Source organism: Nocardia donostiensis (assembly GCF_002081715.1).
Classification (GTDB): domain Bacteria; phylum Actinomycetota; class Actinomycetes; order Mycobacteriales; family Mycobacteriaceae; genus Nocardia; species Nocardia donostiensis.
In genome coordinates this window covers 1-14,706 of the sequence record NZ_MUKP01000066.1, presented here as the reverse complement: position 1 = coordinate 14,706, position 14,706 = coordinate 1, and the positions used below count along the sequence as shown (strand labels likewise).

General features: G+C 67.8%; 12 protein-coding genes and 1 pseudogene. 4 read left to right on the top strand and 9 right to left on the bottom strand.

Going from position 1 to position 14,706, the window contains the following annotated elements; all coding sequences use genetic code 11:
- Nucleotides 1-1,106: pseudogene (locus B0T44_RS24700) on the top strand (2-oxoacid:acceptor oxidoreductase subunit alpha); the annotation flags it as partial.
- Complete coding sequence (locus B0T44_RS24695; protein ID WP_077115107.1) at nt 1,103-2,191, top strand: 2-oxoacid:ferredoxin oxidoreductase subunit beta; 1,089 nt, start codon at nt 1,103-1,105, stop codon at nt 2,189-2,191. The pseudogene B0T44_RS24700 and the gene B0T44_RS24695, both read left to right, overlap by 4 nt.
- A gap of 2 nt (nt 2,192-2,193) precedes the next feature.
- Here B0T44_RS24695 and B0T44_RS24690 read toward each other — a convergent pair whose 3' ends face one another.
- Both B0T44_RS24690 and hisS read right to left on the bottom strand, forming a co-directional pair.
- On the bottom strand, nt 2,194-2,841 hold the full coding sequence (locus B0T44_RS24690) for a hypothetical protein (RefSeq protein ID WP_081512660.1): 648 nt from the start codon (nt 2,839-2,841) through the stop codon (nt 2,194-2,196).
- Between the two features lie 47 nt (nt 2,842-2,888).
- Nucleotides 2,889-4,166, bottom strand: a complete 1,278-nt coding sequence (gene hisS / locus B0T44_RS24685) for a histidine--tRNA ligase (RefSeq protein ID WP_077115187.1) — start codon at nt 4,164-4,166, stop codon at nt 2,889-2,891.
- 195 nt (nt 4,167-4,361) lie between these two features.
- On the opposite strand from hisS, the gene B0T44_RS24680 reads away from it, so the two are divergent.
- The gene (locus B0T44_RS24680; protein ID WP_077115108.1) at nt 4,362-5,240 is read left to right on the top strand and encodes a peptidylprolyl isomerase; all 879 of its coding nucleotides are present in this window, start codon (nt 4,362-4,364) and stop codon (nt 5,238-5,240) included.
- A gap of 137 nt (nt 5,241-5,377) precedes the next feature.
- A complete protein-coding gene (locus B0T44_RS24675; protein WP_077115109.1) occupies nt 5,378-5,968 on the top strand; it encodes a hypothetical protein in 591 nt (196 codons plus the stop codon).
- Nucleotides 5,969-6,037: 69 nt separating this feature from the next.
- On the opposite strand, the gene B0T44_RS24670 is transcribed toward B0T44_RS24675, so the two are convergent.
- Genes B0T44_RS24670 through B0T44_RS24640 form a run of 7 tightly spaced genes read right to left on the bottom strand, consistent with a single transcriptional unit; the run spans nt 6,038 to nt 14,496 of the window.
- On the bottom strand, nt 6,038-6,427 hold the full coding sequence (locus B0T44_RS24670; protein WP_077115110.1) for a DUF4913 domain-containing protein: 390 nt from the start codon (nt 6,425-6,427) through the stop codon (nt 6,038-6,040).
- Nucleotides 6,424-8,259: a type IV secretory system conjugative DNA transfer family protein gene (locus B0T44_RS24665; protein ID WP_077115111.1), complete on the bottom strand. Its 1,836-nt coding sequence runs from the start codon at nt 8,257-8,259 to the stop codon at nt 6,424-6,426. Before B0T44_RS24665 ends, B0T44_RS24670 begins: the two co-directional genes overlap by 4 nt.
- A gap of 36 nt (nt 8,260-8,295) precedes the next feature.
- Nucleotides 8,296-8,841, bottom strand: coding sequence for a hypothetical protein (locus B0T44_RS24660; protein ID WP_077115112.1), 546 nt, complete (start codon nt 8,839-8,841; stop codon nt 8,296-8,298).
- A gap of 56 nt (nt 8,842-8,897) precedes the next feature.
- Nucleotides 8,898-10,580: a peptidoglycan DD-metalloendopeptidase family protein gene (locus B0T44_RS24655; protein WP_077115113.1), complete on the bottom strand. Its 1,683-nt coding sequence runs from the start codon at nt 10,578-10,580 to the stop codon at nt 8,898-8,900.
- 16 nt (nt 10,581-10,596) lie between these two features.
- Nucleotides 10,597-10,905, bottom strand: coding sequence for a transposase (locus B0T44_RS24650; protein ID WP_077115114.1), 309 nt, complete (start codon nt 10,903-10,905; stop codon nt 10,597-10,599).
- A complete protein-coding gene (locus B0T44_RS24645) occupies nt 10,902-12,998 on the bottom strand; it encodes a putative type IV secretion/conjugal transfer ATPase (protein ID WP_077115115.1) in 2,097 nt (698 codons plus the stop codon). The genes B0T44_RS24650 and B0T44_RS24645 overlap by 4 nt, the downstream gene beginning before the upstream one ends.
- Before the next feature lie 7 nt (nt 12,999-13,005).
- On the bottom strand, nt 13,006-14,496 hold the full coding sequence (locus tag B0T44_RS24640) for an SCO6880 family protein (protein ID WP_077115116.1): 1,491 nt from the start codon (nt 14,494-14,496) through the stop codon (nt 13,006-13,008).
- Between the last annotated feature and the right edge of the window lie 210 nt (nt 14,497-14,706).

Sequence of the window (14,706 nt, the reverse complement as noted above, 5' to 3'; positions counted from 1 at the left end):
TCGGTGTCACCACCTTCCAGGCCGAGGACGAGATCGCCGGGATAGGCGCGGCGCTCGGCGCGGCGCTGGGCGGAGCGCTGGGCGTGACCAGCACCTCCGGTCCCGGTCTCGCTTTGAAGAGCGAGACCATCGGTTTGGCGGTGATGACCGAGGTGCCGCTGGTGATCGTCGATGTGCAGCGCGGCGGTCCGTCGACGGGGCTGCCGACCAAAACCGAACAGGCCGATTTGCTGCAGGCGCTCTACGGCCGCAACGGCGAATCCCCGGTCGCGGTGCTCGCGCCCCGCTCCCCCGCCGACTGTTTCGCCACCGCGGTCGATGCGGCGCGGATCGCACTGACCTACCGGACCCCGGTACTGCTGCTGTCCGACGGGGCGATTGCCAACGGTTCGGAACCCTGGGCTGTCCCCTGTGTAGCCGACCTGGCGCCGATCGACCCCGGCTTCGAGCCTGCGGCCGACGAGGGCGGGGATGCGGGGGAGGCCGGGGAAGACACCGCTTTCCAGCCGTATGCCCGTGACCCGGAAACCCTCGCGCGACCGCTGGCCGTTCCGGGCACGAAAGGGCGCGCGCACCGCATCGGCGGCCTGGAGAAATCCGACGGCAGCGGGGACATCTCCTACGATCCGGCCAATCATGAGCTGATGGTCCGGTTGCGGCAGGCCAAGATCGATGCCATTACAGTGCCCGCCGCCGAAGTCGACGATCCCGGCGGGGATGCCGAACTGCTGCTCGTCGGCTGGGGCAGCTCCTACGGGCCGATCGGCGAGGCATGCAGGCGGGCGCGGCGCCGCGGGGTCCCGGTCGCCCACCTGCAGCTGCGCCATCTGAACCCGCTGCCGCCCGGTCTCGGGGATATTCTGCGCCGCTACCGCACTGTGGTCGCGCCCGAGATGAACGGCGGCCAGCTTGCCCTGCTGCTCCGGGCGAAGTACCTGGTGGATGTGCTGGCGTGGACGAAGATCGCCGGTACGGCGTTCTCCGCTCAGGAACTGGTCGGCGTTATCGATGCCGCGCTGGACGGCTCGCTAAAGGATATGGAACAGGACAAGGTCTTCGCCGCGCGTGCGGCAGCAACTTATCGCAGGAACGGGGGCACCCGATGACGATCATCGACGGCTCACACCGCGGCGCCGATCTGGGACTCACACCGGTATCGGGGGCGGCGGGGGTACCCGCGGCCGACGCTCCGCAGCGCGCCAAGGATTTCGCCTCCGACCAGGAGGTGCGCTGGTGTCCCGGCTGCGGCGACTACGTCATCCTGGCGACGGTGCGCGGTTTCCTCGCCGAACTGGGCCTGCGCCGGGAGAACCTGATGTTCGTCTCCGGGATCGGCTGTTCGAGCCGGTTCCCCTACTACCTCGACGCCTACGGTATCCACTCGATCCACGGCCGCGCCCCGGCCATCGCGACCGGTCTCGCGGTAACCAGACCGGATCTGTCGGTGTGGGTGGTGACCGGGGACGGCGACGCACTGTCCATCGGCGGCAACCATCTGATCCATGCGCTGCGCCGCAATGTGAACATGACCATTCTGCTGTTCAACAACCGGATCTACGGCCTCACCAAAGGGCAGTACTCGCCCACCTCGGAACCGGGCAAGGTCACCAAGTCCACGCCGATGGGTTCGGTGGATCATCCGTTCAACACCCTGTCGGTGGCGCTCGGCGCCGAAGCCACGTTCGCGGCGCGAGCACTGGATTCGGACCGGGCAGGATTGACCGAGGTGCTGCGCGCCGCGGTCGAGCACCGGGGCACCTCGTTCGTGGAGATCCTGCAGGACTGCCCGATTTTCAACGACGGATCCTTCGATGTGCTGCGCCGCGGCGACAGCGAATCCCGGCTGATCCGGCTGCGCCACGGCGAACCCGTCCGGTTCGGCGCCGACGGTGAGTTCGCCGTCGTACGCAGCGGGTTCGGGTTGAGTGTGGCGCGCACCGACACCGTCGACGAGGACCGGATCGTGGTGCACGACGCGCACTCCGACGATCCGGAGTACGCCTTCGCGTTGTCGCGGCTGTCGGATCACGACCTCGAACATGTGGTGACCGGCGTATTCCGCGCCGTCGCCCGCCCCACCTACGACGACGGTGTCCGCGCCCAGATCGACACCGCGCGTGAGAGCTCCCCTGCAGGCCCCGACGCGCTCCAGCAACTGTTGCACGGACCGGAGACGTGGACCGTCTCCTGAGCTCACCCCAGTGACGCCACTTCCTCGTCGGTGAGCACAACAGGCGAGACGTAGTCTTTGGCGCGGGCCAGGGTGACGGCCCGATACAGCGGCCGTTCTTCCAGTCCGGCGTCCCGCGCCTCCGCACGCAACTGCTGCACCAGCACGGCAGATACCGCGACAGCGGCGACCAGTTCGCTGGCGGCCAGCGCATCGGCCAGTTTGCGCAGGCCGAGCAGATGCAGTTCGCGGCCGCTGCCCGCATCGGTGTACATCGCCAGCGGAATGATCTGGCTGTCCGGTCCCGCGGTGACCCGCAGCACGACCCGGCTCAGCCGGGCCGGGTAGACCAGGAGCTCCACACCGCTGGCTTCGACCACGGGGACAGCGCGCTCCCCGAACAGCGTCCTGGCGTGGATGACGGTCCCGATCAGCCACATGCGCCTGCGGCGCAGCGCCAACGCATAGCCTGCGGTTGGCGCGCCGACGACGAGGCCGACCAGCACCGCGATCGGCCATGCGACGACGACCGCGGCCAACAGCGCCGCGCCGATACCGATACCGATCGCTGCCAGCGTCAGCCGACGCAAAGTCGGCGCGTACACCTCGGGTGCGACGAGATCGAGCCCGATCGGCGAATCCGGCTCAGGCCGGGTACTGGGTTCGTTCACAGGTGCACATTCGTCGTCGGTGGCGGAACGGTCTTCCGGGGACGGTACTACTGTCCGCCCGTTACCGCTGCCACAACTGTCGCGACCGCCTCGTCGAGCGGGATCTGCCGCTGTTCGCCGGTGGCCATCTCCTTGAGGCCGATGGTGTTCTCGGCCAGATCCCGATCTCCGAGCACCAGCGCGAAGCGCGCGCCCGACCGGTCGGCAGCCTTCATCGCCCCTTTGACACCACGCCCCCCGTAGGCCAGGTCCACCCGGACGCCCGTGGCCCGCAGCTGCGCCGCCAGCACCACCAGCCGCTGCTTCGCGGCATCGCCCAGCGGTACCCCGAACACTTCGCAGCGCGCCGGATCACCGGCGGTCTTGCCTTCCGCGGCCAACGCGAGCACGGTGCGGTCGACACCGAGACCGAAACCGATACCGGACAGCGCCTGGCCACCCAGCTCCGCCATCAGCCCGTCATAGCGGCCGCCGCCGCCGATACCGGATTGCGCGCCGAGCCCGTCGTGCACGAACTCGAAGGTGGTCTTGGTGTAGTAATCCAGGCCACGCACCATCCTCGGGTTCACCACATACGGTATGCCGAGCGCGTCGAGGTGGCCGAGCACCTGCTCGAAATGCGCTTTGGCGGATTCGGAGAGGTGATCGATCATCAGTGGCGCGTTCGCGGTCATCTCCCGCACGGCCGGACGTTTGTCGTCGAGGACGCGTAGCGGGTTGAGCTGGGCGCGACGGCGGGTCTCTGAGTCCAGCGGCAGGTCGAACAGGAATTCCTGCAGGCGCTCGCGGTATTGAGGGCGGCAGGTCTCGTCGCCGAGCGAGGTGATCTCCAGCCGGAAACCGTCGAGGCCGAGGCCACGGAATCCGGCGTCGGCGATCGCGATAACTTCGGCGTCCAGCGCCGGATCGTCCACGCCGATGGCCTCGACGCCAACCTGCTGGAGCTGGCGGTAGCGGCCCGCCTGCGGCCGCTCGTAACGGAAGAACGGACCGGCGTAGCAGAGCTTCACCGGCAGCTGCCCGCGGTCCAGGCCGTGTTCGATCACCGCCCGCATCACCCCCGCGGTGCCCTCCGGGCGCAGGGTGACACTGCGGTCACTCCGGTCGGAGAAGGTGAACATCTCCTTGCTCACGACGTCGGTGGACTCTCCCACACCGCGCGCGAACAGTTCGGTGTCTTCGAAGATCGGCAGCTCGATATGCCCGTACCCGGCGAGCCGCGCGGCGCGGATCAGGCCGTCGCGCACCGCGACGAACTCGGCGGAGCCGGGTGGGACGTAGTCCGGTACCCCTTTGGGGGCGGAGAAGCTGCTGGTCTTGGTCACGATGATCCAGTTTCCCCCACTACCTGCGGTCAAGTCCAACCGGTTCCCTGGACGATTCGCCACCGCTGTGGCGACCCGGTCCGGCACAAGTATCGAGTGGTTTCCGGAAGAGATGGCACACTCTTAAACCGGAAGAACAGTCAGCAGCGCCCGGCCGGGGGACGCCTCCGGCCGTCGCACGGGAGGAACGTGGTAGTGCCGAGCAACGAACAGCGTCGAGCGGCGGCGAAACGCAAGCTGGAACGCCAGCTGGCCAACCGGGCCGCGCGGGCGCGCAAGCGTAAGCAACTCACCATCGCCGGATCGGCGCTGGGCGTCGTGATCGCGATCGCCGCGGTGACCGGCGTGTATTTCCTCACCCGCGGCGAGGACGAAGCGAACACCGCGGCCGAGACCCCGGACGCATCCCTGTCGAGTACCCCGATCGCCGCGCCGCCGCCGTCGCCGCAGGCCAAACCGGCCACGGTGAGCTGCGTCTACCGCGACAGCGCCAAACCCGCCGACAAACCGGTGAACAAACCCCGCACCGACGGGATCGAGACCACCGGCGGCAACGCGACGCTGAGTATCAGCGTCGAAACCAACCAGGGCCCGCTTGGCCTCACTCTCGACAACGCCCAGTCGCCGTGCACGGTGAACAGCTTCGCCAGCCTCGCCGGCCAGGGCTATTTCGACGGCACCGAATGCCACCGGCTCACCCAGAGCGAGAGCCTGAAGGTGCTGCAGTGCGGCGACCCGACCGGCACCGGGACCGGCGGCCCCGGCTACGAGTTCGACAACGAGTACCCCACCGATCAGTACCCGCCGAACGATCCGGGCCTGCAGCAGCCGGTTCTGTACCAGCGCGGCGTGCTCGCCATGGCCAACGCCGGACCGGGGACCAACGGCAGCCAGTTCTTCATCGTCTACGGCGATTCCCAGCTGCCGCCGAACTACACCATCTTCGGTACGGTCGACGAGGCCGGTCTACAGACGCTGGACAAGATCGCCGCAGCCGGGCAGGACGAGACCAACGGTCCCGGTGACGGCAGGCCCAACCAGCCGGTGACCCTGGAAAGAGTAGCCATCGACTGATGCACTCCGGATCCCCTGCGCGCGGGTGTTCTCAGGTAATCTCGGACCAGGAGTGTTCGTGGCGAAAACACCCATAACGGGCGCTGTTCCGAGCACCACACCGTCCATAGTGATCACCGCAGCATCGGGGAGCAGCCATGTCCGAGGAACTGGACGATATCGGCCGGGAAACCGCGGCCATGATGAAGACAATGTTGCAGATCGCGACACTTGTGGCGTTGAAGACCCGCGAAAAAGGTCAGCGGGAAGCCGAAGCGCGTGTCAAGCTCACCCAGGAGAAGCTCAAGGAAGCCAGGGAGATGCAGGTCCGTGAGGCCCGCGACGCGAAGGCCAAGGACCCGCGCAATATCGAACTGGCCCATATGATCTCCACCCCGGCGCCGGAGAAGGCGCCGTCCCTTGCTCCGCAGCGAGACACCTCCGGTTACCGTGGTGTCTCCCTGGAGAAGGACCGTTTCTCCATGTCGGGGCAGCTATCGGAGATGGCGGGCGCTGTGGCCGACAGCAAGCCTGCTATCAGTTATGACTCGGCCGAACGCCGGGAAGCGCTGGCCGCGCACCTGTCGAAGATTGGGGTCGCCCCAGAACTCGCCGCGGTGCGCATGCTTGCCGAAGTGGGCCAGGCGAAACCGCCGATCGAAGCGGTGCGCAACCGGCCGGAGTACGCGCCGTCGGTCGCCAGATCCAGGGAACAGGAACTGGAACGAGGCCTGGAACGCAGCCGCTGACCCAGCCGGAATTTTCGCTACGAAAAAAGGCCCGCCATACGTGGCGGGCCTTTTCGTATCTCGCGAGCCTCAGTTATGAGTATCGCTTTCGGCGGGGTCGGGATTGCTGAACATACCGTCCGGGGGCGCGGCCAGCGGCAATGGGCCGAGCATATCCTTGTGCCCGTTGCGCACACTGCAGTACTTGAACGGGCCCCTCGGGTCCAATAGCGCCTTCATATGCTTGTCGGCGTGGTCGAGGAACCACACGCTCATCCCCGTGGCACCGTCCTGGCGCAGATGCTCCCACGCCCGCCACAATGCCTCGAGACGCATGACGGCCTCGGTGTGCTTCCACCACTCCGGGCACCACACCGTATCGCTGAGATCGCTGACCTGTCTGCGGTATACGACGCTCAGGTAGTTCTCGACGAACTCCACCACATTCTTGTAGAACAGGTCATCTTGCTGTCCGCTCACAGCGGCCGCACCTCCTCGATCTGTCCCTGACCGTCCTCGGGTTCGACCGGCGGGGCCGGTTTGGCCAGCGACGGCGAACCCACCAGGTCGGTGATCACGGTCTTGCGCTGCGGATCATGGTGCGAGATGGAGTTCTTCACCTCGGCAGCGTACTCACCCTCCCACCAGGGAACGGTGCGCACCAGAACCGGTGGCGCACCGGATACGAAGACGATCGCCCGGCCCCTCGGCAACGTCGCCAGCGCCTGCACGGTGAATGTCTTCGACGAACCGAGCGAACGCGAATAACTCTTGCTGCCTTTGGATTCCGATACCGACGCCGAGATCGAGTTGTGCTCGCCGATGGCTTCGGAGCGTTCGCGCAGAAAGTTGGTGTCGTCCACGCCGCTGCCGAGGACCTTGATATTGGCCGCCGACCACAGCGCGTTCATCCCGGCCTCACCCCAGCAGCGCACACCTTGCGCCCACGACTGCAGCACCGTCATCACCACGATGCCGCGGGAACCGAAATGGCTGTACTGCTTGGGCAGATCCTTCCAGCGAACCACGTTCGCGGCCTCGTCGAGCACCGCGAGCAGCGGTATCGGCAGCCTACCCCCCGCCGACCGCGACGCCTTGCGCATCGCGACATCGATCACGGCCTCGGTGAGCGCACTGACCAGCGGTGACGCCGACCCACGCCCCTCCAGTGAGAGGCTGTAGAGGGTGCCGTTACGTTCGATGAAATCCAATTCGTCGAAACGCATCCGGTCACCGGCCGGAGTGATCCAGGGGTGCACATTGGTCAACTTCAGGCAGCGAACCATCTTCTTGGCGGTGCCGAAGATACCGCTGCGGGTGCGCGGATCGGCGTTGTACTGCGAGGACAAACCGGAAGCGGTGAGGTCGTGGCCCGCGTCGCGCAGAAACTGGATGGGCTCGGTGTTCTGCTGGTCGGTCACCCATTCCCACACCTGGACAATGGGTTTTCCTGCGACCGCCGCGGCCAGGAACAGACCGGCAAGCAGATCCTCGGCTTCTGGGTCGAAGAACGCGTCACTCTTGGCGTCCGAACCGTCGTCGCCGTCGGCGAAATGACCGGCGAGCCGGGCGGCGCGCATTTCGCAGCCCTCCCGGCGCGCATCCACCCAATCCAGCGGATTCCAATACCAGTTGGGGTCTTCACCGGCAACCCCCTGCGGGTCGAAGACGAAGGTCGGGCTGCCTTTGCTCTCGCGCACATCCCTGGTCGCGTCGACGACATCGCGTTTGTTCGAGGTGGCCAGCACCGGGCCGACCGCGGTGAGGATCGCGGGGATGACCCGGGAGGTCGATTTGCCCTGACGTGGCCCCCAGATGTCCAGATGCAGGTCCTCGTAGGAGCCGTACAGCATGACGCCGTCGGCGACACCGACACCGATCGGTACGCCCGGGGAGTCGTCGTAGCCGAGCCGCACACCCAGCTGCTGGGCCTTCTGGCGCACGCCAGCCTCGGTCAACGACGAGATAGCGCTGCCGTTGCCCATGACATCGGCCTTGTCGTCGACGGCGAGCCTGCCCTTGCTCTTCCGCGCCGCCAACGACTTGCGCAGCATCAGGAATCCGACCGCGGCGGCAATGACCAGGATGAGAATCACCGTCGAGGTGCGCGGCCAATGCAGCTGGCCGCGGGCGAGTCCGGCCACGATCGCGATCGGGTTGATCGGCACGTCTTGGCGGGTCACCGCGAGCAGGTTGCCCAGATGCAACGCCAGCCAGAGCGTTCCGAGAATGATGAACGAGGCGTAGATCAGAATGAGGGTGCCGTCCGGCCCGACAACGGCCGGGTCCTTCACCGGTTTCTTCTTCGCCATGCCTGCCTCCTGATGTGATCCGTGCGCGAAGCCTTGTCACCGAAACCCGTCGAGCCGCCAGCCACCGGGGGTGCGCACCACGGTGGCGATGACGGTGGCAGGCGCAAGCGCCTCCTCGCGTCCATCCGGGTAGACGACGGTCTGCTCTATCCCGATCTTGAACTGGGTGATGTTCGGGTCGGGGCCCGGGGGCGGCCGCTCACCGGATGCGAACGCGAAGGCCTCGACGCGCGCGCCTGCGCTCGCCCACTCACCCCAGCGCAGCGTGGTCCGCGGGCGGTCCGCAGCCGCGGTGGGCCCGTCGACCACGCGAAGCAGACTGGGGCCCAGCCAGTCCCGCGCCCGGCTCAGCGAAGCGCCCTGATCCTCGCTGACCGGATACCAGGTGTAGATCTCGCGCAGCGCCGCGACCGCGACACCTTCGGGCGTGGCGGGGTCGGGCGCGGGCACCACTTCCAATCTGCGGGTGGTCGAGGTCGCCTGTGCCGCGGTGGTTTCCGACGGCTGCGCGCCGCCGCAGCCCGCGACCAGCATCGCGATCCCCAGCATCAGCACCACCACCGATTTCGTGTGTGCCCGCATCCTGCCTCTCCAGGCTAGCCGGATGCGGGCGCCACGCGGGTCCGGCTCGGGCATATTCACAGCACCCTCCTTACCCGTGCATCCCCGGGTACGGCGGATTCCACCACGCCGCCTGCGGAGTTCGCACCTACGCCCGGTACGGAGTGGATCATCTGCCCGTCCCCGGTGTAGATGCCGACCGCCGCAGGACCACGCGGGCCGAAGGAACTGAACACCAGATCGCCGGGCCGCATCTCGGAGATCGCCACCTCGGTGCCGATCTCCCACTGCTGTTCGGCGGTGCGCGGCAACGTTATCGTGCCCGCGGACGCCGCGAACACTGCGGCCGAGGTCAGCCCTGGGCCGTCGAGTCCGCCCGCACTCGGCCCCTGCGGCCCGCCGCCACCCCAGACATAGGGGGTGCCGAGCCAATCGTGGGCGGCCCGCACGATCTGCGCACCGGGCTCGGCCGCATCGTCCTGGCCGGGAGTGAACCGGCCGAGCGCGCCGGGAGCCCGATACTGCGGTTCCATGGCGAGGATATCGGCCACGTAGGGCTGGGTTTCCGAATAGTGGGCGGCGACCTGGTTCGGCATCCCGCCGGAGGCGAGCACCGCGCCCTCGCCCGCGTTGTAGGCGGCGAGGGTCAACGACACCAGGTCACCGTGCACCCGGCCCTCGGCCAGCCATCCGGACACCTTGCTCGCGATGGCACACATATATCTGCCCTGGCCGATGATGGCGTCGCCGTCGTCCCAGACGCTGGCCACGCCGTTACCGTCGGCGTCGATCACGTAGGGCCTGCCATCGAGGGGACTGACACTTCGCGCTGTGCCGGGCAGGAACTGGGCCAGCCCCTGCGCACCTGCGGGCGAGGTGGCACCGCGGCGGAAACCCGATTCCTGCCTGCCCTGAGCTGCCAGCAGCGACGGAGTGACCTCCGGGCACAGCGAGCCCGCGCGGCGATACCAGAGTTCGAGCTCCGGCGGTACCTTCCCGCCGGCCAGCGCCCCACCCTGGGTACCGAAACCGCGGAGGCAGCGCGGGTCGCTCGAGTAGGCGTGTGCGCCACCGACATCCGGTGTCGGCGCGCCGTCGAGCCAGGGCAACGGATCGATCTGGCGGCCCCCTGTGAAACGTCCGCCGGGAACGATCTCGAAATGCAGATGCGGTCCGCTGGATTCGCCCGCCGAACCGACAGCGCCGATACGCTGTCCGGCCTGTACCCGGTCACCGACGCCGACCAGTACTCCGCTGTCCCACATATGCCCGTACACCGCCGAAAACGACCGCCCGTTGAAATCCACCGAATCCACCACGATCCAGTTGCCGAAACCGGAGGCGGGACCGGCGGCGACGACGACACCGTCGGACACCGAGAAGATCGGCGTGCCGTCCGCGGCCGCCATATCGACACCCCGGTGGCCGCCCCCGCGGGAACCGAAAACATCGGAAACGGTGAATGTCCCGGCTGCCAGCGGCATGGTGCGTCGCAACGGACCGATACCCGCGGCCAACGACGGGGTGACGGTCGCAGTGGGGTTCGCTGTCGACGGCGAACCACTTTCCGGCGCGGCCCCCGCTGCCGCCGCATCCCCCGGCGCGTATCCACCCAGCGGCGGCAGTGCCGTCTGCGATGGCGCAAGCACCGGCTCGCCCTCACACGGATCGTCCACCGACGGCAGCACGATCACCACGACCAAGGTCATCAACGCCAGCACCGTACCGAGCGCGAACCACAGCACCGATTTCGCGTTCATGGCACCCCCGCGGGGCTCACCTGCGGCGCCGCGTTTCGTTGAGGGTGTCGGCCAGCACGCGGTTCATCTCCGCCGCAGCCGCGAGCTGCTGCTGCAACAGCTGCACTTTGCGCCGCAACGCCCCCGCATCCATCCGTTCCAGACTCGGTCCCTCCGCCGCACGGACCCAGTTACGCACCGAGTTGGTGTGCACACCGATCTGTTCGGCGACGACCCGGCACGCCTCCGATTCACTGCGCAGTTTCCCGGTGAGCGCGGTGACCTGCGCGACCGCGGCGTCACGGACCTCCGGCGAGACTTTGCGATAGGACCGGTGCGGCATCATGCTGCGCTCCCACCCGCCGGATCCCCACCGCTGGGCGCGGGCGTGCCGTTGCGACCGGGATGGGAGGTGAACTCCTCGAAACGCTGGTTGGTGTCGTGGATCCCGCTGGCCTTCTCCGAGTACGTGAACTCCATATGGAAGGGGATGCCCGGCCTGCGATCCTCACCGATCTTCAGCAGGAACTTGCCGGTCCCTGGTGGCGACGGACGCTGCTGGCCGGGTTTGAGGGCCTCACCGGTCAATGCCTGTGGCGCCGACCAACTGGTCACCATCTCCTGTTCGGCAGAGGTGAACGGAACGGTGGAATCGAGTCGTTTGAGCTCCTCGGCGGGCAGTGCGCCGAAAATCTTGGCGCGGGCGCGTTCCAGGAAGCCGAGCGCCTTGGCGATGGCGGCTTCGGACCCCAGGGCCTGCAGGTCCTTGATGGTGTGACTGATCATGATCAGCGCGGTGGCGATACCGCGCTGCAGCCGGGTGAGTTCGTCGACGCGGTCGACCATGAAATCGCCGAGACCGAGGACCTGCCACAACTCGTCCATCACGACCTGGAAGTAGCGCTGCGGGGCCATTCCGGCATCGGTCAGGGTGTGCGCGGCCTCCACGGCGGCGAAGCCGTCGGCCCAGCAGGCCAGCATGACGGCGGCCTTCAGTTTTTTGTCGCCGTTGGGGATATGGGAGACATCGATGCAGACCGCCACCGCATCGGTATCGATCGGTACCGAAGTCTGGCCGTTGAACACCGCCCCGAACGGTCCCTGGGTGAGCGCCCGCAGCGACCGGCGCAGGCCTTTGATGGCGGTCTGGTATTCGGTCGGGTCGTCGGCGCCCGCGTCGAGCATCAACTCCTCGCCACCAGCGACGATCACCTCGAGCAGGTTCTCCATGATCGGCGGCTTGTCGGGGGTGTAGCCGCTGCCCGGCCGGTACAGGATGGTCAGCGCGGTGGAGATCAGCGTCTCCTCGTAGTCACGCACCCGTGCACCGCGCACCAGTTCGACCAGTCCCGCGATCAGGGTCACCTGCCTGGCCCGCAGATCCTGCAGCACCTGCAACTGCAGCTCGGGCAGGTGTTCCAGTCGCGGCACGATCGCGCCGAGCACCCCGGCGGCCAGCGGGTTGAGCTTGCCGTGGCCGTAACCCAGATCGATCACCTGACCGCCGACCATCTCCACCAGCCTGCGGTAATCCGGTTTCACATCGGCGAGGATCAGCGGGGTGACGCTCTGGGCGATACCGCCGAGCACGATGCGACGCACCAGCGAGGATTTACCGAAACCATTGAGCCCGAGCACGAACAGGCTGGGTGCGGTGATGAAGCTGCCGCGCATGAACCAGTTCATCGGGTCGAAGCACACGGGCGCCCCGGTGTGCAGATGCGATCCGAGCGGAGTCCCGATCAGCGGGGCGCCCGCACCGACCGACCACGGCCACAGGCCGGCGACCTGCGCGGTGGTGGCGCGGTATTCGACCGGCCTACCGACCACGTTCATTCGGCCGCCGCCCGGCCCGGCGTACCCGCGTTCGGTGAGCTGGGCGACCTGGCGGTCGAAGCCGTCCTCGAACGCCTGCTCGGCACGGGCGGCATAGTTCTGCCGCCGCAGATCGTCGGTGCGGATCCGGAACGCTGCCCAGGCCGCCCGCAACCCGGACTGTTCCCGGCTGATCGCTTCCAGCCGAGCGCGGGTGGCATCATCGAGCAGCGGCGGACCGGTCTGTTTACGTTTGTCCGCGCGCGCTTTCGCGCGCCGGGCCGCCTTGTCGTGCTGCGGCGTGCGCATCGCGCGATCGGCGGCGTTGTCCGGTTTCACGGGACGGACCTGGGCACGAGCCCGGTTGGCACCGTCGCGCGGAGTGCGAGCCGAGCCTGCCGTACGGGCGCGCTCGCCGGTACGGCCGCGGTCGTCGCGGGATCGCTCGACGCGGCCGCGGCCCGCCTCGGTGTGCGGCGTACGGGCACGGGCACTGTCATGCACGCGCCGCGGCCGGTCCTCCTCGCGGGCACGGCGTTGCCGTTCGTAGCCGTCGACGCCGTCACGGCGCGGACGGCGGTCCTGATCGCGTTCCCGTACGGGTGGCTCGTGCTCGCGTGCCATCAGTCACTCACCCCGCCAGTGCTTTCGGGATCGTCGCGTGTTCGGGCAGGATCACCCCACAACCGAGGGAAGCGGCGAACGCCGCCGCCTGATAGCGGTAGCAGCGCCGGATCTTCAATCGCGCCTGGGTGGACAGGTCGCGGGTGATGGCCTCGATGCGCGGCAGATCGCCCCGCAGCGGTTCGGTGATCGTCACCAGCGCGCCGAACCGGGTGACACCGTGCCCTCGTGCCTGTTCTTCACGGGCCTGCTGGGTCGCGCCGACTCGCAGCGTCGCCGACGCCGACACCACACCGCGTTCGCTCTGCTGAGCCACCAGTGCGTTCTTGAAATCGTCATCGACGATCTCGGCGGCGTCGGCGGCCGAATGCGGCCGGTACACGATCGCGACACGTTTACGCGGCACTTCGGGATTCGGTGCGAGCAGCCGCTGCAGCACTCGCTCGTCCACCGCGCCTTCGGGAGCGGTGTCCATTTCCCAGGTGACCGAACGGCCGCCGTCGTGCAGCAGCTGATCCCACTTCTCGTCGTGCGATACCGGACCGGCATCCGCCCAGTCCAGGCCGTGCCCCTCGGGCTCACCGGCAGCGACCTCGAGATCGGCCTGGGAGGCCGGATCATAGCTACGCCGGATGAACGAGATCACCTCCTCGGCCGACATCGGCTGTGCCCGCACCCCGGCCTCGGCGAGCGCCGCGCAGATACCGGGCAGCCTGCGCCCGATCTCCACAGCCTCCTCCGCTGGGTTCTTGCGGCGTTCGGCGGTGGTCGCCTTGAAGGTGATCGCGACTCGGGGCAGCAATTGCACCCGTTCCTGCGGCAGTTCGGTGGCCAGTTCGTACATCACCTGCTGGGCGAGTTCCGGCGCTTCGGGGCGGGTAATCGTGGAAACCTCGGTGAGCAGTCGGTTCCCGGTTTCGGGCACCGTATCGATCACGGGGACCACGGCGACGATATCGCTGGTTTGGCCGACCGAGGCGAGAAAGGTACCCCAGGCCGACACCCAGCGATCGATCACCGGCTGGTCGACCGCCTCATGCCCCTGCGGCCAGGCTCGCAGCACCACCGTGTACTGCGCGAACTGCGGCAGATGGATCATGCCGAAGCTGTAGCCGCCCGCGTCGATGCCCTCGTAGAGCTTCGACGGTGCGAGCAACCCCGGCAGCCTGGTGAAACCGCCCGGCACCCGGGAGAACCGGCCCCCGCGATACACATGCTCGCCACGACTGCGTGAGCGCATCCAGTTGAACATCATCAATCCCGTCTCGTACCCCGAGCGGCCTCCCGTCCGCCATACCAGTGGAACCATGATGACCACGCCGACGCCGCCCACGATGACTCCCCATTGGAAACCGCCGACCATCGCGGTGATCAGCGCGGTGATCACCACGACGAAACCGAGCACGGTCTCTTCCCAGCGCAGGCCGAAAAGACCCGCGCTGCGCGGCTTCTGCCACAGGCCGTAGGAGCGGCGCTCGTAGGTTTCGGTCGTTGTCATCGCGGTATCGTGCTCCTGCCGAGGTCGGGTGAACGGTTGGTCCAGCGATCGCCCGCGACGTCACCCATGGATTCATCGGCCCGGCTCATCCCGGCCGTCGCGGCCCGCGCGGCGCCCATCCGGCTCGCCGCACGAGATGCACCGGACGGTACCCCGCCGGAGCCCGAGGGCGCGGGCGAACTCGACGGCGCGCCACCACCACCGCGCGGC

Coding starts and splice junctions, on each gene's coding strand:
- B0T44_RS24655 (WP_077115113.1), bottom strand. CDS start 10,580: ATGAACGCGAAATCGGTGCTGTGGTTCGCGCTCGGTACGGTGCTGGCG.
- B0T44_RS24695 (WP_077115107.1), top strand. CDS start 1,103: ATGACGATCATCGACGGCTCACACCGCGGCGCCGATCTGGGACTCACA.
- B0T44_RS24650 (WP_077115114.1), bottom strand. CDS start 10,905: ATGATGCCGCACCGGTCCTATCGCAAAGTCTCGCCGGAGGTCCGTGAC.
- B0T44_RS24645 (WP_077115115.1), bottom strand. CDS start 12,998: ATGGCACGCGAGCACGAGCCACCCGTACGGGAACGCGATCAGGACCGC.
- B0T44_RS24660 (WP_077115112.1), bottom strand. CDS start 8,841: ATGCGGGCACACACGAAATCGGTGGTGGTGCTGATGCTGGGGATCGCG.
- B0T44_RS24665 (WP_077115111.1), bottom strand. CDS start 8,259: ATGGCGAAGAAGAAACCGGTGAAGGACCCGGCCGTTGTCGGGCCGGAC.
- B0T44_RS24640 (WP_077115116.1), bottom strand. CDS start 14,496: ATGACAACGACCGAAACCTACGAGCGCCGCTCCTACGGCCTGTGGCAG.
- B0T44_RS24675 (WP_077115109.1), top strand. CDS start 5,378: ATGTCCGAGGAACTGGACGATATCGGCCGGGAAACCGCGGCCATGATG.